Genomic DNA, 24,306 nt, shown 5'->3' with positions numbered 1-24,306 from the left:
TTGATGGACATAAAAAATTTTGAAAAACCCTGCCATTATCCGATATAATAGACAGCTAAAACTCTTAACCTGCCCCCCAATCATGAAAAAACTATTACAAAATCAAAACATTGCCGAGATTCTTAGCCGTATGCCTGCCATCAAACGCCTGTTTTTTAGTGTGTTTGGTACGGTGGTGCTTGGGTTTTTATTTTTATCATTATTATCTTACAACACCTTAGACCCTGCGTGGTCGCATGTTGGTGGCAGGCAGGAGATCACCAATGTTGGCGGTCGCCTTGGGGCGTGGCTTGCCGATATTTTGCACGTGTTTTTTGGGTATGGGGCATGGTGGCTGGTGCTGGTCATGATGTACGAAGTGGCACTTTTATGGTGGCGACAGTCGCAGGTGATGTGGCAACTTCGGGTGTTGGCGTATGGTTTTTTGTTGGTGTGCCTTAGTGGTCTGCTAGCAGGATGGAGGGTGGCAGGTGAGTATAATACAGGACTGGTAACTGGTGGTGTTTTGGGGTTTGAGCTTTATCAGGGGTTGATGCATCAGTTTGGTAGTGTGGTAACGGCTTTATTTTTATTAACCCTCACGACCATCATTATGATATTGGTGTTTGAGGTGCGTCCTTTGGCAATTTTCCATTGGTTAATGGGATGGCTTGATAATGACAAGGTGGCTAGTCAAGATCGGTCAAGTGCACCATCGGAAGAGGATAACAATCCTTTTGAGTTGATTGAAAATGAATTGACTGAAAAACCAGTGGTTTACACCCAACAGCAACAGGATGATGAGGGTTTGTCAAAGTTCCTGCAAACATCAGGACTTCGTGATGAAATACTGGCAAATGTTCATCAGGGCAAACAAGACGAAGAGCCACAAGCAAGCCGTGTGGAGATCCATGCTGATGAAGTGGTGTTAAAAGTAGATAGTCTGACACTAGATGCCAATCAGTTACACACTCGGCAGACGGATGGCGTTAATCATGAGAGTGAGAGTAAGCCGTTAGCGTCCATGAATGATGATGAGCTGATTGAGATTCTAAATCATGATTCTGATGATATCGTTGAGTTAACATCCAAAACTAAGGTAAAAATTGTCAGTGCGAATGATATTAATGAGCAAGTAAATGTCAATGATAATCAAACTGTTGATGGAGGGATGGGGATTGAGATAGATGTTGATGACGAGGTGGATTTTGTCTACCAAAACAACCGAACTAATCAAACCACTAACATCAGTCGTGATAATGTTTTTGACGATGAGTGGATGAGATTATCAGAGGATTTGCTAAATCAAGAAGTGCAAGAACAGGATTTGCGGGTTGATACGCAAGAGAGATTAAATGGGGACGTGCAAATAAACTCATCAGGTAAAACTGATGTTGAAAACAATGTAATAACAGATGGGATGGCAGGGATATTGGACGAAGAGCTGGCCCAGCCACCTTTACATCCTGATAATTTTATCCCTAAAAAACCGTTGCCTGTAGAAGATACGCCCAAGCAGGCACATTTTAAAGATGTAGAGGCGGATGTACCAAATCCACAGCGGTCACGAGCGATGGATACACTCACCCATCGCATGAGCCTATCGCCCATTCCTGAGCTCTCTATCCTAGATAGACCTGACCCCAACAAACAGCCGAGCTACACCGAACAAGAACTGCAACAGTTATCTGAGCTTTTGGAAATTAAATTAAGAGAGTTTAATATCAAAGCAACCGTAGTCAGTGCCATGGTCGGGCCTGTGGTGACTCGCTTTGAGGTGGAGCTAGCGGCAGGGATTAAAGCAAGCCGAGTAACGGGAGCGGCACAGGATTTGGCACGGTCGCTTTCTATGGCGAGCCTGCGTGTGGTCGAAGTCATACCAGGCAAGCCTTATATCGGTATTGAAGTACCCAACAAAAAGCGAGAGATGGTGCGACTCATTGAACTGCTGGATACCCCTGATTACAAAAACCCTGATAAGCAAATCGGTGTCGCCATCGGTAAAGACATCGGCGGCAAGGTGGTCATCGCTGACCTTGCCAAAGCCCCACATATGCTGGTGGCAGGTACGACAGGCTCAGGTAAGTCGGTTTTTGTGAACTCTATCTTGCTCTCCATGCTCTTTAAATACACCCCTGATGAGCTCAAACTGGTGCTGATTGACCCTAAACAGCTAGAACTTGCCAACTATGGCGACATACCACACCTGCTCACGCCTGTGATTACGGACATGACTGAGGCGACCGCTGCTCTGACGTGGTGCGTGAACGAGATGGAGCGACGTTATCAGCTCATGAGCTTACTGCGTGTGCGTAAAATCTCAGAATTTAACAAAAAAGTGCTACAAGCTGAGACGTCAGGCGAGCCGATATTTGACCCACTGTGGCGAGCGGACGAAAATGTCGGCATCAAGACCGCCCCCAAACTCAAGCCTTTGCCACTCATCGTTATCGTGGCGGATGAATTTGCGGATATGATTATGCAGTTAGGTAAAACTGCCGAAGAGCCGATTGTTCGCCTTGCCCAAAAGGCTCGTGCCGCTGGCATTCATCTGGTGCTTGCCACTCAGCGTCCAACGGTGAATGTCGTCACAGGTCTGATTAAGGCAAATATCCCGTCTCGTGTCGCCCTACGAGTGAACTCAAAGGTGGACAGTCGTACCATCATCGAAGAGGGTGGGGCAGAGAGTATGCTTGGTAACGGTGACATGATGTTCATCGGGCCGGGCGAGAACACTCCACGCCGTGTGCATGGGGCGTATGTGGATGATGATGAGGTTAACCGTGTCTGCGATGCGTGGCGTGAGCGTGGCAGACCTGATTATATTGACCTGTCAAATAGTTACACTTTTGAAGGCGAAGGGTCGGGCGATGGACTGGGTAAGGGTGGTGATGATGAATATTATCATCAGGCGGTGACCTTTGTCATGGAAAGCCGTAAAGTCTCCATATCCAGCATTCAGCGTAAACTGGGCATTGGTTATAACCGTGCCGCCCGTATCGTGGATATGATGGAAGAGGCAGGATTGGTCAGTCCGATGGATAATGCTGGTAAACGGCAGATTTTGATGTGATAAGATGACAATCTGCCTTGTTGTAATAAAAAAAGAGCCTATGCCTAGGCTCTTTTTTAAGGCACTTACGGCAGTTCCCGCCAATTACGTAGCATTGGGTAGCTGACACCAACCTCATTCCGGAAATGATGAGAGACAACCCAATAAGAGCTATCACAATATCGACACAATGGGGATTTTGGTATTATATCTTTATTTTTAAATAGTTGCAAATAATTAGGGCGTGCCTGCCTTTTGTATTTGCAATGAAAAATGAGAAAAATCGTACGTTTTTCAAGGAAACAGCTTGTTTGATAGTCATTCTATCAAACGAGCTTTTATTATGAAAAACGAGATTTAGCCATTTTTCATGCAAAAACATTATTTTATTTCTAAAACATTTCTATGTTTTAAATTGTGTTATAAAGGTTCAGCACGCCCTATTTAGGTCTTATGATGGCAAAACAAAAAATTAAACACTTAAAAAGAGAGTAAATCTAAATTTACTCTCTTGATGGATTATCAACCCTTAACAGTTTTACCTTTTAATTGCATAAAGGCTTGTTCTACACGTTCACTGTGGTCACGGATTTTTTGTTCCACTTGGGCGAACTGTTCTTTTAGGTATTCATCAGCTTCATGCAAGCGGTTGGCAAATTCGGTGCGTTTTAGCTCCATGGATTTGGCTTTTAGGGCGTGCCATTCTTCCACGGTATTGGTAAAGGCGTCGTATTCGGCACTGATTTTATCTTTGAACAGCATGAGCTTATCATCTAAGGACAAATCCCCACCTGCAATGCGAGCTTCGGCACGTTTAAACTGCATGGTAACTTCGGCGTGCTTGATGGTTAGGTCATCGACCGTTTTTAGCTCTTTGGCAAGACCGATTTTGGATAAGCCTGCGATGAGCCATTTGGTTGGGTCGTATTGCCACCATTTGACCCCATTGCGATAGTCGTATTGGAAATAATGATGGTAGTTATGATAGCCTTCGCCCCAAGTAAAAATCGCCAAAATCGGGTTATCACGGGCGGTGTTTTCATCAGTATAAGGGCGTGTGCCGAACATGTGGCACAGCGAGTTGATAAAAAAGGTAAAATGATGGGTTAGTACCATACGCAGTAGCCCCACAATGATAAATGCCCCGAGCATGTCGCCAATGATAAGCCCGACAGCACTTAGGATGATGACATTGGTCAGTAGCACCCACAGTCCATAATGCTCATGTTGGTGTACCAGTACCTTGTCTTTTTTCAGGTCAGGGATGTTTTTGTAGTCGTATTGACCGCTGGGGTATTTTTTTAACATCCACTGCATATGGCTAAACCAAAAACCACGACGTGCCGAGTAGGGGTCATCATATTCATCATCGACATGGCGGTGATGGACACGGTGCCCTGAACACCAGTCAAAGGCAGAGCTTTGTACCGCCAAGGTCGCCCCGATGAGCAAAAAATATTTGACAACGGGGTGAGTTTCATAGGATTTATGGGCAAATAAGCGATGATAGCCTGCGGTGATGGACAGTCCCGTCCACGCCATAAATAGCGAAAAGGCAATCCACAGAGCAGGACTGGTGTCATGCGTCCATAGATACCACGGCACCAAAATCAAGGCGAGCAAAGGCGTGCTGATGAGAAAAACAGCAGGCACCCAGTTGATGGGGGGATTTTCAAAATCTTGGGGGTTGTGTTTGGCAGTCATGGTGTTTTCCTGTGTTGCCTGTTTTGGTGTACTATTATACATGAATTTATCAAGGATGTGAACGCCTATGCACAAAAATTTATTAAAAATGAACATTTGTTAAGCAATAAGAAGTGATTGTTTTTTAATAATTTTTTATCAAAATTTTGGGAATGAATGGTGTGTGGCAGGATGGATGGTTTTAAAATATTTCACAATGTTTAAAATTTTGTTATAATTGAGAAGATTTTACATTTTTGCCCACTCAGGGAATAAAGACATGAGCAGTCGTAAAGAACAGTTTGAGCACCGAGAACGGCAGATTTTGGCGACTGCTGAACAGTTGTTATTAGAATCAGGCGATTATGATTTGACCTTGGACAGTTTGGCACGCCATTTGGATTTGGCAAAGGGGACGTTGTACAAGCATTTTGTGAGTAAGGATGAGCTACTGTTGCGACTGCTCATAGAGTACGAAAAACGCTTGTATGAGATGAACGCCATTGATGATGGGGCAGGGGCGGGTGTGGCTCGTATGGTGTTACAACTGCTTTTGCGTCCACAGCGAGCGATGATGTTTCACCACCTAGAAGACAAGCTGTCATCGACCGCGTCAGGGCTAAACCGCCTGTTCGGTGAGCTGTATAAGATTCGCCGTGAACGCATGAAGCGTATTTATGAGATTGCCGAGCGGTATCTGTCTGAGCAGAACAGCACCATGGCAACCCGAGATTTTTTGGCAAGTATTTGGGCGTTGGGACAAGGCGGGGCAGGGCTGTTAAATTCCAGCTTTTATCAGCGTTATCTGGGTGACAGAGACACCTTAAAGTATGCCTTTGTCGTGCAAATGCTGGACTTACCAAAACTCTACATCCAGGACATTGCCCAACATGCTGTTAAAGACCCCAACCAAGACACTGCGGTCAAGCCAATATCGTCACAGACAAACGACAAGACGGACATTGCCCCCACCAGCGATGAGCAAGCCCCTGCTATCACGCCCAAACTGATTAAGCCATTAACACCGCCTTTGGTGTGATGTTATTGGATTTATTGCCTTATTACTACATTGCATTTACCCCTGATTTTCGGTACAATCATTCATCACCAATAACCACACGACAATTAAGGATTAATGCATGCTCACCATTCTCACCGCCAACCAAAAAGGAGGCTGTGGCAAGACATCAATCAGTCTGACCCTAGCTGTCGCCTTGGCTCATGAAGGCTATAAAGTTGCCATCGCAGACGCCGACCTCCAAAAATCCGCCTTGCGTTTTTTAAAATACCGCCCCGATGACGTCACGCCCATCATGGGCATTGACTGGCGAGACAGCGACGACATTGGTGATTTGCCCAAAAATATGGACAAAGCCAAGCCCGATGTTCTCATCATCGATGCCCCAGGAGCGGTGGCAGGTGAGCGTGCCGAACGGCTTATTGGCGAGTGTGATTTGATGTTTGTGCCGGTGTTGCCGTCCTTTTTTGACATAGACAGCACCAAGCGATTTTTAAAGAACATCGCCGACATCAAGCGAATCAGAAAAGGTAAAGTGGACGTTCATCTCGTCGCCAACCGCATACGTCCACAGCTCATGGATGGGGGTGTGCCAAGCGACAAACTGTTGGCGATATTTGATGAGATAGGGCAACGCCCTTTGGCTTATATCAGTGAAAAAAGTGCCTACGCTCAGCTTGCCGATGACGCCCTAACCATCTTTGACAAGACACAAAAACTCTATCAAGATGCCAAAGGGCAATGGCAACCGATATTAGCACTCATCAAAAATAAGCTGTCAGGCAACGGCAAATGTTCGGGCATGAGTACGGACGGCAGTTGGTTTTAAGATTTGCCCCAAACCTGCTCAAATCATGACTGCTAGATAATACTGATAAAATTATGACAACAAAAATCCCGCCATAAGACGGGATTTTTATAAAGCAGATGATTATACATCTTCTTCTTTATATTGTGGTACAGGTTTTTTGAAACCACCTGTCTTGATACCAAGCCAGATAAAGCCCAAGAACGCCCAGAACAGACCCACACCAAAGGTTGTGCTGTCCACTTCTAGCCACATCAAGAAGATACTGATAAAGCCAATCACAGGTACAACAACATAGCTGATGATTTGTTTAGGCGTTTTAACCATCTTATCACGCACCGCATAGCGGAAAATGACCGATAGGTTTACAAAGCTAAACGCCGTCAATGCACCAAAGCTGATTAGGTTTACCACCGTCTCCAAGCTAATAAAACCTGCGGTCAAAGCCACACCGCCAGCAATCAAAATGTTATTGACAGGGGTTAAGAATTTGGGGCTTAGCTGACCAAAGATTTTGTTGCTAATCACGCCATCACGACCCATCACATACATGAGGCGAGACACGCCAGCGTGAGCCGAGATGCCAGACGCCATCACCGTTACAATGGCAAAGCCCAACACAATCGCTTGGAACGCTGAACCACCCACCAATAGTAGGATTTCGGCTTGGGTCTCGTCCACCGCTTCAAAATACAACTCAGGGTTACTTGGCAAATAAGTCTGCATAAAATAAGCACTGACAATAAACACCGCACCTGCGATTAGGGTGGTTAAAATCATCGCTTTTGGCAAGGTGTTTTTGACGTCTTTGGTCTCTTCGGCAAGGCTGGAGATTGAGTCAAAGCCTGTGAACGAGAAACACAAAATGGTCGCACCCGTAATCAAAGCTCCTACCGAAGTCATCTCACTCCAAAACGGCTTTAAGCTCCACAGCTCATAGATGTCTTCTGGGTTGGTGTTGGCGGCGTACTGTGCCATTTGTAATTTGCTATAAATCAGGTAGGTAAAGACGGCAATCACAAGTAGCTGTACTGCCACAATCCAACTGTTAAAGTAGGCAACGGTTTTTGAGCCAAAGATATTGACCAGAGTCATCAGTCCCGTCAGACCAATCACCCACACCCAGTGGTTCACCGCAGGGAATAGGGCTTCAAGATACAGCACGGCAAGGATAATGTTTACCATGGGCGAGAGCAGATAATCCAGCCAGCTTGACCAGCCGACCATAAAGCCCATAGACGGGTTAATTGCTCTTTGTGTATAAGTGTAAGCTGAACCTGATGACGGATAGGCACGAATCATATGCCCATAGCTGATTGATGTGAGCAAAATGGCAAACAGTGCAAAAAGATAAGACATCGGCACGTGTCCACCACTATCACGGGAGACCATACCAAAAGTATCAAGCAAAGTCATCGGCTGAATATAAGCCAAACCAATGATGATGACGTGCCATAGACCAAGATTTCGCCGCAATTTTGCAGCTTGGGTAGTAACAGGTGTACTCAACGTAGAGTCCTCCAAAAAGCGTGCGTAAACGCAAAACTTCAGAAAAGGCGTTGGGGGTGCTAATACTGTTATCAAACGTACTTTTGGCAGATAAAATCTGTTAGCGGGCGTGTTTGAGATTTGATTAAGCTATCAACTCCGAGTTAAAAAATGATTGACCGAAATGGCAATCTCTTTACAAATTTTTACAGACGTAAAAAAACGGCTAATTTTACCCCAAAAATTGACCCATGCCAATCAATTTTTTAAAAATCTAGCCATATTTAACAAGATTTTTGTAACAATGGTTAAATTCTATTAAGTAAAAATCCCTATAAAAATTAGGGTTTTGCCAATTTTGTTTTTTAATTTCCTGTAAAACCAGTTTTCCGCTCGCCCTGAGCTTGTCGAAGGGTGCAAGGAAAGTCTTTCCTGCAAATTACCCACCCCTTAACGTCAAACTTCGTCCACCGTCCACCGCCAAAATCTGCCCTGTGATATAAGGAGCATTCGCCAAAAATAGCACCGCTTGGGCAATGTCATTAGGCGTACCGATTGTTTGTAAGGGGACGGAACTCACAAGTTCGTCTTTGGTGCTGTCGTTCAATTCATTATTTTTGTTATCTTCTGGAAAAATATTCACACCGGGGGAGACGCCATTGACCCGTACGCTCGGGGCAAGCTCCAACGCCAAGGACTGCACCATGCCCAAATGTGCCGATTTTGCCATGTTATAAATGAGATAACCGATAAAGGGCTTATCTCGTGCATGAATGTCAAGCAGGCTGATAATCGCCCCATGATTTGTGATAAGCTCATCTTTAAAAGCGTGACTTAAAAATAATGGAGCTTTGGCATTGGTCAAAAATAAATCGTCCCAGTCCGTTTGCCATTTATCAAAATCATCATTGACATCACTTGGATAAAAACTTGACGCATTATGCACCAACACATCAATCCGCCCAAATAAAGCTATGGCGTGATTTTTAAAATCTGCCAATGTATTTTTATCATTAACAATACTCAAATCTGCCTTGATGATTTTGGCACTATTATCACAAATGGCATTTAATTCATCTGCCAAATTTTGAGCATCTGTTTGGCTATGATGATAATGGATAATAATGTTAAAGCCGTTACTGTGAAAGGCTTGGACGATTGCCTTGCCAATGCGTTTTGCTCCGCCTGTGATTAGGGCGACTTTTTTCATAAAATTGCCTTTTTTAAAAATTCGCTTAATTTTAATGAACGTAACCGTGTCAGCTCATCGCCAATTTGTTTGCCTTTTAATGATTTATCAATATCGTTAATCGTTACCGATTGATAAAGGCTCATGGCGTGATGAAAAAACTCACGATTGATTGTTTTATTATTTACTATTTCTACCGCATCAATCAAATCAAATAATACCGTTTTGTCTTTTTGGGCTTTGGTATTTTCTATTAACATTAATAATTTATCGGCAGAACTGTCTTGATAATGGGTTAAGTCATCAAAATGCGTGATAAATAATTGGGCAAATTGTGTGATGGCTTTGGGCGTTAATAATCGCTCGCACAGTTTTGATAAATCCGCTTTATTGTCCAAAAATCCATAGGTTAATATGGCAAATTTGATATGCAATGGCTTATCGTGGGCGGTTTTTAATTTGTCAAAAGTGGTTTGGCAAATGGTGTTATCTTGCCAAATGGTGTTTAGCTCGGGTAGAATTTGTTTTAAAATATCTAAGTTAAATAACAACTCAAAAAATGCAAACGCACACGTCTCATCAAAAGCCTTCACGCATTCTGTCCAAATCCGCTCACGGCTAAGGTGCAAAAGCTCCCCCCGACTGGCAATGGTCTGCATAAGGCGAGCGGTGTCAGGGGCGACCGTAAAACCCAGCTCATAAAAGCGGGCATAAAAGCGAGCGACTCGCAACACACGAAGCGGGTCTTCGCTAAATGCAGGGGATACATGGCGTAAGAGCTTGTGGCGTAGGTCATTTTGTCCGCCATAAAAGTCCACCACTTGCCCTGTGCGTGGCGTGTCGTCAAACAGTCCGACAACTTCTATGGCAAGGGCGTTTATCGTCAAGTCTCGGCGAGCCAAGTCATCTTGCAAGCTCACCCCGTCCGTCTGTACGGCAAAGCCTTGATAGCCCTTGCCGTTTTTGCGTTCGGTGCGGGCAAGGGCGTACTCATTATGGGTGTGCGGGTGTAAAAACACAGGAAAATCCGCCCCCACTTGGGTAAAGCCTTGGGTGCGCAGGTCGGCAGGACTTGCCCCCACCACCATAAAATCTTTGTCTTTGATAGGGCGAGATAGGAGCATATCACGCACCGCCCCACCGACCAAATATACTTGCATGGTAAATCTTTTTTTGATAAATTTGGCTCATTGTAGCGTAAATTTAAGCATAAAAAAAGCACCCTGATGAGTGCTTTTTTGGGGTTTGGTAGGCTTATTTTACCATATCCTGAGCGTCCGATACCGAGAGGGCGGTCATGTTGACGATACGGCGAGCGGTCGCAGAAGGTGTCAAGATATGCACTGGCTTGTCCGCACCGAGCAGGATAGGCCCTAGAGCAGCCGAGCCTGTGGCGGTTTTTAGCAAGTTAAAGGCGATGTTGGCACTGTCAAGCGTTGGCATAATGAGTAGGTTTGCCGAGCCTTTTAGGGTGCTAAATGGATAGCTGTGCTGACGCATACGCTCATCCAGGGCGATGTCGCCATGCATTTCGCCATCAAACTCAAAGTCTACGTTCATCTCGGTCAAGATGTCATGTACTTGACGCATTTTGAGAGCAGAAGCACGGTCAGATGCCCCAAAGTTAGAATGCGACAGTAGGGCGACTTTTGGTGTGATGCCAAAACGACGTACTGCTGCCGCTGCCAAAATGGTCATCTCGGCAAGCTCTTCGGCGGTTGGGTCTTCGTTGATGTAGGTATCAGCGATGAACAGGTTGCGGTTTTGCATGAGTACGGCACTCATGGCGTAGAAGTTGGATACGCCGTCTTTTTTGCCAATGACTTGATTTAGGTATTTTAAATGCAAGTGATAAAAACCAAACGTACCACAAATCAAGCCGTCCGCATCGCCAAGCTCGACCATGAGTGAGCCGATAAGCGTGGTTTTACGGCGAACATCACGACGAGCCAGCTCTAGGCTGACACCATTGCGTTGATTGGCTGTGTAGTGATATTCGACATATCTGTCGTAGTGGGGGTTGTTGTTGGGGTTGATGATGGTGATGTTCTGACCATCGACCAAACGCAGACCGAGATTGTCGATTTCTTGGTTGATAATCTCGGGGCGACCGATAAGGATAGGCTGGGCGATTTTCTCGTCCACCACCACTTGCACCGCACGCAACACGTTGATGTCTTCACCTTCGGCATAGACAATGCGTTTGGGGTTGGCTTTTGCCTTGTTGAAGATGGGCTTCATGGCAAGGGCGGTGTTATAGACGAACTCGGACAGTTTTTGGCGATAGGCATCAAAGTCTGCAATCGGCAAGGTTGCCACGCCTGTGTCCATCGCAGCCTTGGCAACAGCAGGGGCAATCTCTAGGATAAGATTTGGCTCCAAAGGACCGGGGATAAGGTACTCACGCCCAAAGCTTTTGCCAGTTTCGTCTTTTTGGCTGTCCATAGACGGGGTGGATTCGGTGTGAGCCATCGCTGCGATGGCGTGTACGCACGCAAGCTTCATCTCTTCATTAACGACTGTCGCCCCAACGTCCAATGCCCCACGGAAAATATAAGGGAAACATAGAGCGTTATTGACTTGGTTGGGGTAGTCTGAGCGACCTGTCGCCATAATCACGTCCGAACGCACCGCATGGGCAAGCTCGGGCATAATCTCAGGGGTTGGGTTGGCTAGGGCAAAGATGATGGGGTCTTTTGCCATTGAGCGTACCATATCTTGGCTGACCACACCTGGCCCTGACAGACCCAAAAATACGTCCGCCCCAACCATGACTTCTGCTAAGGTGGTCTTGTCGGTATCACGAGCAAAGCGGGCTTTGGATTCGTCTAGGTTTTCACGGCTTGTCGTAATAACACCTTTTGAATCAAGCACATAGATGTTGTTTTTGTTGGCTCCAAGTGCCACAATCAAATCAAGGCAACTAATCGCTGCCGCCCCTGCCCCTGAGCAGACAAGCGTAATCTCGCCGATGTTTTTGCCGTTTAATTGTAAGGCGTTTAGCAGAGCGGCGGCTGAGATAATGGCGGTGCCGTGTTGGTCGTCATGGAACACAGGAATGTTCATGCGTTCACGCAGTTCACGCTCGATTTTGAAGCACTCAGGTGCTTTGATGTCTTCTAGGTTGATCCCGCCAAAGGTTGGCTCTAGGCTTGCCACTGTCTCAATGAATTTGTCGGGGTCGGTCTCATTAATCTCAATGTCAAAAACATCAATGCCAGCGAACTTCTTAAATAGCACGCCTTTACCTTCCATTACAGGCTTGGACGCTAACGCACCGATATTACCAAGCCCAAGCACCGCCGTACCGTTGGTAATCACGCCAACTAGATTGGAGCGGGCGGTGTATTTGGCGGCAAGTTTGGGGTCTTTTTCGATTTCAAGGCAAGGCACCGCCACGCCAGGGGAGTAAGCAAGAGCCAAGTCTCGTTGGTTGGCAATTTGTTTGGTGGGGGTGACAGAGATTTTACCAGGGCGGGGGTGTTCGTGGTAATGCAGGGCGTTTTGTTCAAATTGTAAACGCTGGGCGTCCGCTTCGGATAAAAAGGCGGTATCTTGGGTTTTGTCCTGTGCAGGGACATCTTGATGTGCCATAGTGGTTTTCCAAGTTGTTGTGAAATAAAATCGCCCTATTTTAGCATGATTTTGGGGGTCGTGCTAGGTTTTGTTGACGAGTGTCTTGGATGGATGTGATTGATGAGTTGGTTGGGTTGGTGAGTGTGTTCAAAGATGGGCGTGTTTTAAAACACCACCCCAATCCACCTAAATTTCACCGCATTATCATAGATGATTTTTAAGGCGATGACAGTAAGTAGCCACGGTAAGACAGTTTTAACCCATGCCATAGGCAAACGGTTACGCAGTTTGACCCCTGCCCATGAGCCAAAGGAGGCGGACACTACCATAAGTACAATCACTTGCCAATAGTCAAAAAACGCAAACCCCAAAGCGACATAGACCGCAAGTTTTAGGACGTGTACCAACGACATCATGAGCGAGCCGACCGTTACGACCACGTCATTGTTGTCGTATTTTTTCATGAGTAGGGGTAGGTGCAAGGGGCCGGGGGCTCCGACAAATAACCCAATGCCTGTTTGTAAAAAGCCGATGAGATAAAAACTCTCAAAGCTCTTTAATAGGCGATTGACCGTGCTTGACCACTGAGTAAGTAAGATATAAATGGCGATAAATAGGGGGATTAAGTCTAATTTGACAAATTTTACTGCCATCCCAAAAAACGCCATACCCACCACCGCTCCGATGACAAACGGACGAAAATGAGTAAAATCCAAATCACGCCGACCGAACCACACACGGCTGACGTTGCTTGCCAGTTGGGTGGTGCCATGAATGGGGATAATGGCGGATGCAGGCAAAAACATGGGCATAAACCCAAGCAAAATCGTCCCACCGCCAAGCCCTGTAATCCCTGCTAGGGCGGACGTAAAGAAGTTGATGATACCTAAAATGACATCACTCATAAGGGTTATTGAGACCTAGCCCACTCAAAATCTCAATCTCAAAGCCCTCCATCTCGTCCTGCTTCTCCTGCCCAAGCTCATGGTCAAAGCCGAGCAAGTGCAATACACCATGTACGATTAGGTGCGTCAAATGCTTGTCCACCGTTTTGCCTTGCTCATCTGCTTCACGCACCACGACCTCATGACAAATCACCAGCTCGCCCAGTGGTATATTATTCATCATTTGACAGACATCGCTCGGTATGTCGCTTGGGTAGGATAAAATGTTGGTGGCGTAGTCTTTGCCCCGAGCGTCAAGGTTGAGCTCACGCCCCTCGTCTGTGCCACAGACATAAATATCCAAAGATTTTGGCAAATCTATCCAGTTTTGAGCAGGTAGTTCATCAAATGGATAATAGGGCAACGCCAAACCGTGCGTGATTTTGTCATTCATCACCGTTAAGGCATGATTAAAAATCTCTGTAATTTTTATTTCATTATAAATTGGCAACTCAGCAAGACCTGCCACATCATCGGCAAAACTGAGCGTTATCTCATTCATCATTGCCGTCCTTCACCTTGACCGCTTTTGTCGTCTTTTATGCTATTTAAAAAGGACAAGGCGTTTAACGTACGGTTTAGCTCTTGTTCTTGACGTTGTTTTTTGCGGATTTCGGCTCGCTCGCTCTCAATCTGATTCTCCACCACGTCATGAGCGTCATAGGCATCAATAATTTTTTGCACCAGATGATGTCGCACGACATCTTTACTGCTAAACTGCGTGATGTGAATGTCATCAATATTTGCCAAAATTTTGAGAGCCTGAGACAGTCCCGACTTATGACCACGAGGCAAATCCACCTGCGATGTGTCGCCTGTGATGACCGCACGACTCCCAAAGCCTAGCCGTGTCAAAAACATTTTCATCTGCTCAGGCGTGGTGTTTTGGGCTTCATCCAGTATCACAAAGGAGTTATTCAGCGTTCGCCCACGCATATAGGCAAGCGGAGCAACTTCGATGATTTGGCGTTCTAGGAGCTTACCCACCTTTTCAAAACCAAGCATTTCGTACAAGGCATCATACAGAGGGCGTAAATAAGGGTCAATTTTTTGGGTCAAATCGCCCGGCAAAAACCCCAATTTTTCGCCCGCTTCCACCGCAGGGCGGACAAGCAAAATCCGCTCAATCTCGCCACGCTCTAACATATCCACCGCCACCGCCACGGCAAGGTAGGTCTTGCCTGTGCCAGCAGGGCCTACACCAAATGAGATGTCGGAGAGCAGAATATTACGCACATATTCGGCTTGGTTGTGTCCTTTTGGCGTGATTTTGCCCTTGCGAGTCGATAGGTTCACAGGTGTGTGCGTTTGGGTGGTGTGTGGATTTCGTGCAAGGCTTGCTTGGATAAGTAGGTGCAAGTCCTCTGGGGCGATGTCGTCTGATTTTTTGGCAAGCTCATAAAGCTCACCCAGCACATATTGGGCGCGCTCCACTTGGGTCAAATCGCCTGTGAGTATAAAATCATTGCCACGATTGACAATGCTAATATCAAGGCGGTCTTGTAGGTATTTTAGGTGCGTGTTGTATTCGCCAAGCAGGGTGCGAAGCTCAAAGGGGGTCAGCTCAAAACTAAGGGTGCGAGTTAGGCTCAAATGGGTTTCCTTTTTAAAAATAAAATAGGTGTTGTCAATCATGCTTTGGAATATGATTTTGGGGTAAATGCGGTTGATTAACCTTAATATATACCAATTCTGCATTTTAAAAATCATGTTTTTGTAGGGGCGTGCTGAGCAAGCCTGTTGATATACCCCAAATTTAACAACACCAAAACAAAAATCATCAAGGCTTATATGCTTTCAAAAAACAAAAAATCAAGCCGTAAAATAACATTCAAACAACAAAAAACCCTTTTCCAAAATAGAAAAGGGTTTTTTAAATATGGCTCCCCAACCTGGGCTCGAACCAGGGACACACGGATTAACAGTCCGATGCTCTACCGACTGAGCTATTGGGGAATAACTTGTCGTATCAAGTGATTGCGTATTATATAGATTTTTGACAACTTGTCAAGCAAATTTTTCAAAAAATGATAAAAATTTTAATATCAAAAATATTTTTGTTTAAAATCAATATTTTAAAAGCATAAAAAATAAAAAACCGAAACACCGCTGTCAAGTGTTGCCCATGAACCAAGTAGTTCAAGGCGGGTAAATCTTTGCTGTTTTAGGTTTCCCGATACATCAGATGATGCGGGCATACACACCACAGCAAACAGTCATTACCCTGTAAGTGTGATTATCGGCTCAGGTGTATTCTCAACTGGCGAATGTTTCAGTGGCTCTATTGTACGATAATTTTGTAAAAATTTCAAGATTTGGGCGGTTTTTGCCGTGCCGAATGGGGGTATTTTGTGATAAAATGAGAAATGATTTATCATTTTTGATTTGTTAAAAAGGCTTTATCATGAAAAAAATTCCCCATGTTTTGATGATTTTGGACGGTGTCGGACATCGAGAAGACTCCCGAGACAACGCCGTTTATACCGCCAAAAAACCCAATTTAGACATGCTCATGGCGACCTGTCCGCATGGGCTTATCTCAGGCTCAGGGCAGGATGTGGGCTTGCCTGACGGTCAATTTGGCAATTCAGAAGTGGGGCATATGAACCTTGGGGCAGGGCGGATTTTGTACCAAGATTCTACCCGTATCATGAACGACATCAGCTCGGGCGAATTTTTTAATAATGACGTGCTGGTTAAGGCGGTCAAGGACACGATAGACAATGAAGGGGCGGTGCATATTTTGGGCTTGCTGTCGGACGGTGGGGTTCATGCTCACATTGACCACATCAAGGCGACCGCCAAACTTGCCGTAGAGCAGGGGGCAAGCCAAGTGTTTGTTCATGCGTTTTTGGACGGGCGAGACACCCCGCCAAAATCGGCAGACGGCTATGTGGCGGATTTGGAGCGGTATTTGGCAGCTCTTAGCCAAGAGTTTGATGCCGAAGCCAAAATCGCAAGTTGTATCGGGCGCTTTTTTGCCATGGACAGAGACAAGCGGTGGGATAGGGTGGAGCAGGCGTACGACCTGATGACCCAAGCCAAGGCGGTGCGTGAAGCGGACAGTGCCAGTCATGCCATAGAGCTTGCCTATGGGGCGAACGAGACCGATGAATTTGTACAGGCGACCATCATTGATGATAATGGTGTGATAGCGGACAATGACGGCGTGATTTTTGTCAATTTTCGGGCTGACCGTGCCAGAGAGATTAGTGGGGCCTTTGTGAGTGCTGATTTTGATGGCTTTAATCGTAAGGCAACGCCCGAGCTGTCTGCCTTTGTCATGATGACTAAATATTCTGATGAGTTGGAGGCTAACCCCAAAACAACAGTGGCGTATTATCCCACAAGCCTTGCCAACACACTGGGCGAATACCTGCAAAATCACGGCAAAACTCAGCTTCGCATTGCCGAAACCGAAAAGTACGCTCATGTTACGTTCTTTTTTAGTGGTGGACGTGAAGAGCTGTATGACGGCGAAAAGCGTATTTTGGTAAACAGCCCTGATGTTAAAACCTATGACCAAAAGCCCGAGATGAGTGCTTTTGAAGTTACCGATAAGCTAAAAGAGGCGATACTCTCAGGCGAGTTTGATGTGGTCATCATCAACTACGCCAATGGCGACATGGTAGGGCATACGGGCGTGTTTGATGCGGCGGTCAAGGCGGTGGAAGCGGTAGATACCTGTATCGGCGAGATAGTCGGTGCGGTGCGTGAGATGAGAGGTCATCTGCTCATCACTGCCGACCACGGCAACTGCGAGCAAATGCAAGACTATGAGAGCGGGCAGGTGCATACTCAGCACACGACCGAATTTGTGCCGTTTATCTATGTGGGCGACAAGCAGGTGAGCGTGCGGACAGGCGGACGACTGTGTGATGTCGCTCCGACCATTTTACACCTGATGGGTATGCGAAAACCTGCCGAGATGACGGGGATAAGTCTATTGGTGGATTTATGAAACTGACAAAAACACTACTGGCGAGCATGGTGGCGTTGTCGCTAAGTGTGCCGACAACAAGCCATGCCGAGCTACCCAAAGCCATCAGTACGCCCATCAATAAAGTGGCAAATCTGCTTGGCTTTGGCGATGATGTGCAAGCTGACAGCGGTCTGGATGTTGAGGCAAAGACAGGCGAGCAGATGGCAGATGGGGAGCAGATGGATGTCCAGGACCCGACAAGCCCGACACTTGATGCCTTGGAGAGTAAGCCCAATACACTGCATGGCATAGAAGGGCTTCATCAGGGGCGTGTGCCGTTGGGGGCGGTGTCGCCAAACACCCTAAAAACCTTTGTGTCGGTGGTGGATTTGGTGCGTCGTGACTATGTCGAAGAAGTTAGTGATGAGAAGCTCTTTGAAAATGCGATGAGTGGCATGCTGACAGGGCTAGATAGCCATGCTGAGTTTTTGGACAAAGAAGCCTTTGCCAATCTACAATCATTCACCGCAGGCAACGTGGCGAACATCGGACTGTCAGCAGTGTGGCAAGCTGATGAAGAGCATTGGGTTGTCACCGATGTTCATGAAGACTCATCTGCCAAGCGTGCTGGCGTGAAAGTGGGGGACTATCTACATCAAGTGGGTGATACTAAGCTGTCCGACAGTCATAGTGAAAATGACGTCAAGCAGTTATTAAATGGCATTGCAGGCACGCAGGTAGACATTGTAATATCAAGTGCAGGGCGTAACAAAAGACGACTTACCGCTCAGCGTAACGAAGTGATTAAAAGCAATGTTGAAACCAGTATCGTCGGCGGGGTAGCCATCATTAAGCTCCCTGTGTTTCAAAATAACACCCGTCAGCAGATTTTGGAGAGCTTGGGGCGGGCGGGCGTACCCATATCAGGGGTGATATTGGACGTGCGTAATAACCCTGGTGGGGTCTTAGAGTCGGCAGGGGCAGTGGCATCGCTCTTTATGCGTAATCAGACGTTGGTGCAGGTGGCAGGGCGACAAGGGGTGGAGCGAGAGCTAAAAACCGAAGGCTCACCACTGCTGATTGATTTGCCAGTGATGATACTACAAAACCGTTATTCGGCATCGGCCGCCGAAGTGCTTGCCAGTAGCTTGCAGTCGCAAAAGAGAGCATTGATAGTGGGTGAGACGAGCTATGGTAAAGGCTCGGTGCAGTCGGTCATCCCTATCGATGACAATCAAGCGGTCAAGATGACCACCGCTCATTACCTGACTGCTGATGGCAAGCAAATTGATGGGGTAGGGGTCGTGCCTGATGTGGTCTTTGACAATACAACCAGTCGTATTACCACCACTGATATCTCGGGTATAGGCTCGGATGTGTGGTTGTCGCAGGCACTAATTCTGATGAACAGTGCCAAGCTGACCACAGGGATAGATTTTGCTCCTGTGGGTGGTTTTTGAGAAAAGCATGATAATAAAAAAGGACGTTTAATACGTCCTTTTTTGGCAAGCTAAGGAATATTTTGGTACTTATTCGTCATCGTGGTCACTCGTGTCGCCACCGTCATCAATTTCTAGCTTTTTCATGCGATAACGTAGGGAGCGAAAGGTCATGCCAAGCAGTTTGGCAGCTTGGGTTTTATTGCCCTCTGCTTGCTCTAAGGCGGTGCAGATAAGCTGACGTTCTTGGTCAAGCAGGTAGGCTTCAAGTCCTTCATTGGGTAGGGTGTCTTTTTTGGTGGTATCAGCAGGCATGGATGTGCTGATTGATGATTTGTTTTTTGGTAAATCTGTCAGCTCGTTAGTAGATTTATCTTTTTGGCTAGGAGTGGCAAGCGGTGTACCGTAGTTGGCAGTGGCATTAATGTGCAAACCTTGATTGGCACGTTTGGCGATCGGCTCTTTGATGACGGTGTTGGCGATATAGGTGGGACGTTGGTCATGGTAGGGCGATGTTCTGCCATTGCCATTAGGATGAATCTGAGTTATGTCTGCCATGATAGATGTTGTGGGTGAACTATTTTCATCAGCCAGTGGGCTGACAATAGTGAGCGTCTCAATATCGTTATCATCATCTATGATATCGTCCAAATATTCAAGTTCGGCAGGGTTATCATCCAACATGAGATGATGGGCATCAATCTCATCACTGTCGCTCATGGTAACAGCACGTTCTAAGATGTTTCTAAGTTCACGCACGTTGCCTTTAAAATTATGATACGTCAGTACATCAATGGCATCATCGGTCAGGCTAAGATTATCAAGTCCCCAATCTTTGGCAATCAAACCCAGAAAATGCTCGGCCAGCATGGGAATGTCATCACGACGGTCATTTAAGGCAGGGAGTTTCACTTCGATGACGTTAATGCGATAGAATAGGTCTTGACGAAATGCTCCCTTTTGTACTAAATCTGCCAAATCCTTGTGCGTGGCACAGACAATGCGAATGTCCACAGGCACTTCTTTGGTATCGCCAATGGCTCGCACGGTTTTTTCTTGGATGGCACGCAGGAGCTTGACTTGCATGGCAAGCGGTAAATCTGCCACTTCATCTAAGAACAGCGTTCCGCCATTGGCTTGTTGAAACAGTCCGATTTTGTCCGATGTCGCCCCCGTGAAACTGCCTTTTTTATGTCCAAAAAATTCAGATTCCATGAGTTCTGATGGTATCGCCCCGCAGTTGACAGGGACAAAGCTGCCATCACGGCGAGGACTTAGGTCATGAATGAGTCGTGAAACTACTTCTTTGCCCGTGCCCGAACCACCCCACAAAAATACAGGGGCTTGCGAGCGAGCCAGTTTTTTGATGGTAGAGCGTAGCTGTTTCATGGGGCGAGAGTCGCCAATGAGACGACCGCCAAAGATGTCATCATCGCTGATGGATGGGGCAGGGGCGGGCGATTTGTCTTGTTTGGTACTGCTTTTGGTGGGTTTGGGTTTATTTGTGCTTGTCTTGGTGGGTGCAGTGAGAGTGCCTGTCAAAGGGTTGGCGGGAACAGCCGTGTTGGATTTTTGGTTGTCTTGGCTTTTTTGATGGGTCTCTTGTGACTCACTTTCATTTTTGCCATCTTTGACGATGGTTTCATTGACTTTTAGGGCAGACTGAGCCAACTGACGCAGACGTGGCAACTCTAAGGGTTTGTTCACAAAATCAAATGCCCCGATTTTCATGGCTTCAATGGCAACATTAACATCGCCATGAGCGGTAATCACCGCCACGGGCGTGGTTGTGGTGTTGGTGATAAGCTCTACAATCTCCATGCCTGAGCCGTCAGGTAGAGCAAGGTCAGTCAGACAAAAATCATAATGGTTGTTCGCCAAAAAGGCTTTGGCATTTGCCACGTCATAGGCGACGTGCGTATCCACACCCATTTTGTTTAGAGTGATTTGCATGAGACGACACAAGTCGGCTTCATCATCGATGACTAAGGCGAGTGGCTTATCTTGCATGAATGTTCCTAATGACTCAGATAAGGGCTATTATATAGGATTTTTATACAAAACCCAACATGTAGAGATTTTACGGTAAAATTAGGTGGATAAATGCATCAAAAAGATGGTTTTGGCAGTGGATGAATATTAGGGCGTGCCCACCCTTTATAACACAATTTAAAACATAGAAATGTTTTAGAAATAAAACAATGTTTTTGCATGAAAAATGGCTAAATCTTGTTTTTCATCGTCAAAAGCTCGTTTGATAGAACGACTATCAAACTTCACTTTTTCCTTGAAAAACGGGCGATTTTTCTCATTTTTCATTGCAAATACAAAAGGCAGGCACGCCCTAGACAACTGGCGTATTAGAGACGATTAGGCGAAAACAGCTCTTGTTATCTTCTCGAAAATAGCGAATTTTGGCGTTGTTGGCTTCACTAAATGATTGGGATAGATACAGCCCAAGTCCTGTGCCTTTTTTGCTGGTGGTAAAAAAGGGATTAAATAGACTTGCCAAATCTTTCTCGCTTACGCCCTCGCCATGGTCTAGCACATCAATAAAGGCTCCTGTGTCGGTCTTGGTGAGACGTATCTCAACATCATTATCCTGAAACTGATGAATGGTGTGGCGTAAGGCATTATTGATAAGATTGGTCATCACCTGCTCAAGCTGACTAATGTCAAAATAAAAAGAAATGGGCATGTCTGTGTCACCAGTCATGACGATGAATTCATGGGGGTAATGCTCCGCCAAAAACTGAGCCATCCATGTTGAAGCATCAATGATGGATTGATTGGGTGGCTCTTGGCGAGACAGACTTAGCACGTCTAAGATGATGGTATTGACTCGCTTGGTCTGCTGATAAATCATCTTATAAAATTCAGCATTAGTATCATCATCACGCACCTCTTCCATAAGAAGCTGACTGGCTTGGCTGATGGCGGCGAGTGGATTTCTGATTTCGTGAGCGATACTGGCGGAGAGCTGACCGAGACTGGCGAGTTTTAGCTGTTGGGCGTGACTTTGTTCACGGCTTAAATCTTCGATGATGAGAATTTGCCCATGTTCAAGTAGGGGTTTGGAGCTGATACGCAGTTTGTCGGTGACTCGTTCTTGATTGGCGTATACCTCCTCTGCTTTGGGAGGTGGGTCATAGATAAGTTCGGCAGATTGATTGGGGGCGAGTGAACGATACCAACCGATGATGTTAGGATGTTCTTTAATGATGATGCGAGACAGTTCTAGTATTTTAGCAGGGCTGTCACAGGCATTGTCATCAATGGGTAGATGTAGCAAGCTCTGGGCGGCATTATTTATCATGACGATGTTACGCTCAGGGTCAAGCACCAATACGCCATTGACCATGTTCTTGACTACTGCTTGATTGATGATGTGTAGCTTTTCAACTTCGTCTGCATGTAAAAGTAGTGAGCGTTCGGCTGTGGCAAGTCGCTGAGAGATGGACCAACTTAAAAAGCCGACAGCAACAAGACTCACTGACAGCAACAAGCTGTCGTTAAAGGTCAGTAGGTTGTTTTTCTCATTTGCGACGCCATCAAAGAAAAAGCGAAAAAACTGCTGATACAGCACAGATGATACGGTAAGTAGTGTAACGACAGTAGCACGAGACAGCGACAATAGCATGTAGCTTGCAGCGATGACCACCATGTATAGCAAGATGATTTGAAAATCACTGATTTTGCCATATAGAGTAAACAAGGTCAAAAATATCACATCAAGCACAAACCCTGCCATCAGTTGTGATCTTGCTTGCTTTTTTATGATAAAAAAAGCAAGAAGCATGAGCAGGGCGATGATGATGTATAAGCCGAACATCGCCTGCTCAACCGTGTTCGGCTGTGTGGGCAGTCCCATCTGGTCACGATTTAGGACGAAGTTTGCCATCAATAAAAAACTGGCGATGATAAAGCGATACACGCCATACACCAGTCCGAGCTGACGCACTCGTACCGCTGAGATAAGGGCTTCTTCATGGACATTGGCTGATAAGAACCACAGCTTTCTAACCCATGTTTTGGTGTGTTTTAGGGGGGATTTGCTCATGTATTGACCAGTCCATAACGCATGGCAAGATGAGTGAGCTTAACATCAGAGTCTACACCGAGCTTTTCAAAGATGCGATAGCGATAGGTGTTTACGGTCTTAACGCTGACAAATAAACTCTCGGCAATCTCGCTGGCACTTTGGCAGTTTGCCACCATCATGGCGACTTGTTTTTCACGTTCAGACAAACTGTCAAAAGGGTTGGCTTTTTTGTCAAGCACGCTTTGGGCAAGCACATCGGCAATCTCATGACTAAAATATTTACCGCCTGCCTTGACTTTTTTGATGGCGGTTATCATCTCGCCAATGGGCGTGCCTTTGGTGATGTAGCCGTCTACCCCTGCCTTTAAAAGCATGGATGGGTAAGGTTCAGCCACCAAGCTAGACACTGCCATAACCTTGATGTTTTCATCAAGCTGTTTAATCCGTCGTGTCGCCTCTACGCCACCGATGTTGGGCATATTGACATCAAGCAGTACCACGTCAGGAGCGAACTTGCGGGTCATTACCACTGCCGTCTCACCACAGCCTGCTTCACCAACAACTTCAATGTCAGAATCATCGCTAAGCATGCGACTGATGCCCATCCGCACCAATTCGTGGTCGTCTACAATGAGTACTTTTATAGTCATCTTGCCCACCTAACTCTAAATCATGCTAAAATTGTTAAAATCGCTTAAAATGTGTACAATTAAGCACTTAAATTTAAAAAATCATCCAAAATGGCTCAAAAATTGCAACATTCATTGGGCTAATCATTGATTGTTGTTATCTTTAAATAAGCTTGATAATTGTAGCAACTAAATTTTAATCAATCAAACTTTTTTAACAAAATGTTCGCAAATTTTGCTTATAATTTGCCAAAATGTTATAAAAATTTTACCCAATTCTTACGATAAGATATAACTGATAAACTCATCCTTGATTGGTATAAGAATGTGTTAAATTTGCTTACAAATTTACTTAAAAACTTTGATTTTTAACATAAAAAAGTGGTTTTGTTATGTTAGAATAAAAAAATAGGCGGCTCTCGTCTCATGGTATTAGCCACTGGCGTTAAGGAGGATGCTAAGTGGTGTAGAGGACTGTATTACTGACCTAAGCTAGGTTGCCAAGGTCTAAAAGCAAGTCCGCATTTCGTCACACAC

Annotated in this window: 16 protein-coding genes, 1 tRNA gene and 1 other RNA gene; 5 read left to right on the top strand and 13 right to left on the bottom strand. The window is 45.8% G+C overall.

Features of this window, described 5'->3' with window-relative positions; translation table 11 throughout:
• The first annotated feature begins 82 nt into the window (after nucleotides 1–82).
• Nucleotides 83–3,052: a DNA translocase FtsK gene (locus B5J93_RS04055; protein ID WP_228144864.1), complete on the top strand. Its 2,970-nt coding sequence runs from the start codon at nucleotides 83–85 to the stop codon at nucleotides 3,050–3,052.
• A 501-nt stretch (nucleotides 3,053–3,553) separates the two neighbouring features.
• On the opposite strand, the gene B5J93_RS04050 is transcribed toward B5J93_RS04055, so the two are convergent.
• Entirely contained in the window at nucleotides 3,554–4,735 is a 1,182-nt protein-coding gene (locus tag B5J93_RS04050) for an acyl-CoA desaturase (RefSeq protein ID WP_079324824.1), read from the bottom strand.
• Between the two features lie 259 nt (nucleotides 4,736–4,994).
• Here B5J93_RS04050 and B5J93_RS04045 point away from each other — a divergent pair, with 259 nt between their 5' ends.
• Entirely contained in the window at nucleotides 4,995–5,753 is a 759-nt protein-coding gene (locus B5J93_RS04045) for a TetR/AcrR family transcriptional regulator (protein WP_079324822.1), read from the top strand.
• 100 nt (nucleotides 5,754–5,853) lie between these two features.
• Complete coding sequence (locus B5J93_RS04040; RefSeq protein WP_079324820.1) at nucleotides 5,854–6,561, top strand: ParA family protein; 708 nt, start codon at nucleotides 5,854–5,856, stop codon at nucleotides 6,559–6,561.
• 102 nt (nucleotides 6,562–6,663) lie between these two features.
• Here B5J93_RS04040 and B5J93_RS04035 read toward each other — a convergent pair whose 3' ends face one another.
• The 9 genes from B5J93_RS04035 to ssrS form a co-directional block, all read right to left on the bottom strand.
• Nucleotides 6,664–8,049 carry an APC family permease gene (locus tag B5J93_RS04035; RefSeq protein ID WP_079324818.1) on the bottom strand — a complete coding sequence of 462 codons (1,386 nt, stop codon included), beginning with the start codon at nucleotides 8,047–8,049 and terminating at the stop codon, nucleotides 6,664–6,666.
• Between the two features lie 418 nt (nucleotides 8,050–8,467).
• Nucleotides 8,468–9,238 (bottom strand): pteridine reductase, encoded by a 771-nt coding sequence (locus B5J93_RS04030; protein WP_079324816.1) that lies wholly within the window; start codon nucleotides 9,236–9,238, stop codon nucleotides 8,468–8,470.
• A complete protein-coding gene (locus B5J93_RS04025; protein ID WP_079324814.1) occupies nucleotides 9,235–10,377 on the bottom strand; it encodes a tRNA nucleotidyltransferase/poly(A) polymerase-related protein in 1,143 nt (380 codons plus the stop codon). Before B5J93_RS04025 ends, B5J93_RS04030 begins: the two co-directional genes overlap by 4 nt.
• A gap of 94 nt (nucleotides 10,378–10,471) precedes the next feature.
• Complete coding sequence (locus B5J93_RS04020; RefSeq protein WP_079324812.1) at nucleotides 10,472–12,811, bottom strand: NADP-dependent malic enzyme; 2,340 nt, start codon at nucleotides 12,809–12,811, stop codon at nucleotides 10,472–10,474.
• Nucleotides 12,812–12,957: 146 nt separating this feature from the next.
• On the bottom strand, nucleotides 12,958–13,698 hold the full coding sequence (locus B5J93_RS04015) for a TSUP family transporter (protein ID WP_079324810.1): 741 nt from the start codon (nucleotides 13,696–13,698) through the stop codon (nucleotides 12,958–12,960).
• A complete protein-coding gene (gene ybeY / locus B5J93_RS04010; protein WP_079324808.1) occupies nucleotides 13,691–14,242 on the bottom strand; it encodes an rRNA maturation RNase YbeY in 552 nt (183 codons plus the stop codon). The genes B5J93_RS04015 and ybeY overlap by 8 nt, the downstream gene beginning before the upstream one ends.
• On the bottom strand, nucleotides 14,239–15,330 hold the full coding sequence (locus B5J93_RS04005; RefSeq protein ID WP_079324860.1) for a PhoH family protein: 1,092 nt from the start codon (nucleotides 15,328–15,330) through the stop codon (nucleotides 14,239–14,241). Before B5J93_RS04005 ends, ybeY begins: the two co-directional genes overlap by 4 nt.
• 287 nt (nucleotides 15,331–15,617) lie before the next feature.
• Nucleotides 15,618–15,693, bottom strand: a tRNA-Asn gene (locus B5J93_RS04000).
• Nucleotides 15,694–15,828: 135 nt separating this feature from the next.
• A non-coding RNA gene (gene ssrS / locus B5J93_RS03995) (6S RNA) lies at nucleotides 15,829–16,019 on the bottom strand.
• Between the two features lie 122 nt (nucleotides 16,020–16,141).
• Here ssrS and gpmI point away from each other — a divergent pair.
• Complete coding sequence (gpmI, locus tag B5J93_RS03990) at nucleotides 16,142–17,698, top strand: 2,3-bisphosphoglycerate-independent phosphoglycerate mutase (protein ID WP_079324807.1); 1,557 nt, start codon at nucleotides 16,142–16,144, stop codon at nucleotides 17,696–17,698.
• Complete coding sequence (locus B5J93_RS03985; RefSeq protein WP_228144862.1) at nucleotides 17,695–19,119, top strand: S41 family peptidase; 1,425 nt, start codon at nucleotides 17,695–17,697, stop codon at nucleotides 19,117–19,119. The genes gpmI and B5J93_RS03985 overlap by 4 nt, the downstream gene beginning before the upstream one ends.
• 69 nt (nucleotides 19,120–19,188) lie before the next feature.
• Here B5J93_RS03985 and B5J93_RS03980 read toward each other — a convergent pair whose 3' ends face one another.
• The 3 genes from B5J93_RS03980 to B5J93_RS03970 form a co-directional block, all read right to left on the bottom strand.
• Nucleotides 19,189–21,108, bottom strand: a complete 1,920-nt coding sequence (locus tag B5J93_RS03980; protein ID WP_079324805.1) for a sigma-54-dependent transcriptional regulator — start codon at nucleotides 21,106–21,108, stop codon at nucleotides 19,189–19,191.
• A gap of 334 nt (nucleotides 21,109–21,442) precedes the next feature.
• Complete coding sequence (locus tag B5J93_RS03975) at nucleotides 21,443–23,158, bottom strand: sensor histidine kinase (RefSeq protein WP_079324803.1); 1,716 nt, start codon at nucleotides 23,156–23,158, stop codon at nucleotides 21,443–21,445.
• Nucleotides 23,155–23,790, bottom strand: coding sequence for a response regulator (locus tag B5J93_RS03970; RefSeq protein ID WP_079324801.1), 636 nt, complete (start codon nucleotides 23,788–23,790; stop codon nucleotides 23,155–23,157). Before B5J93_RS03970 ends, B5J93_RS03975 begins: the two co-directional genes overlap by 4 nt.
• Nucleotides 23,791–24,306 lie beyond the last annotated feature (516 nt).

Source organism: Moraxella equi (assembly GCF_002027555.1).
Taxonomy (GTDB): Bacteria; Pseudomonadota; Gammaproteobacteria; order Pseudomonadales; family Moraxellaceae; genus Moraxella; species Moraxella equi.
Note: the sequence above shows the minus strand (reverse complement) of the source record. Positions and strands in the feature narration are given on the sequence as shown.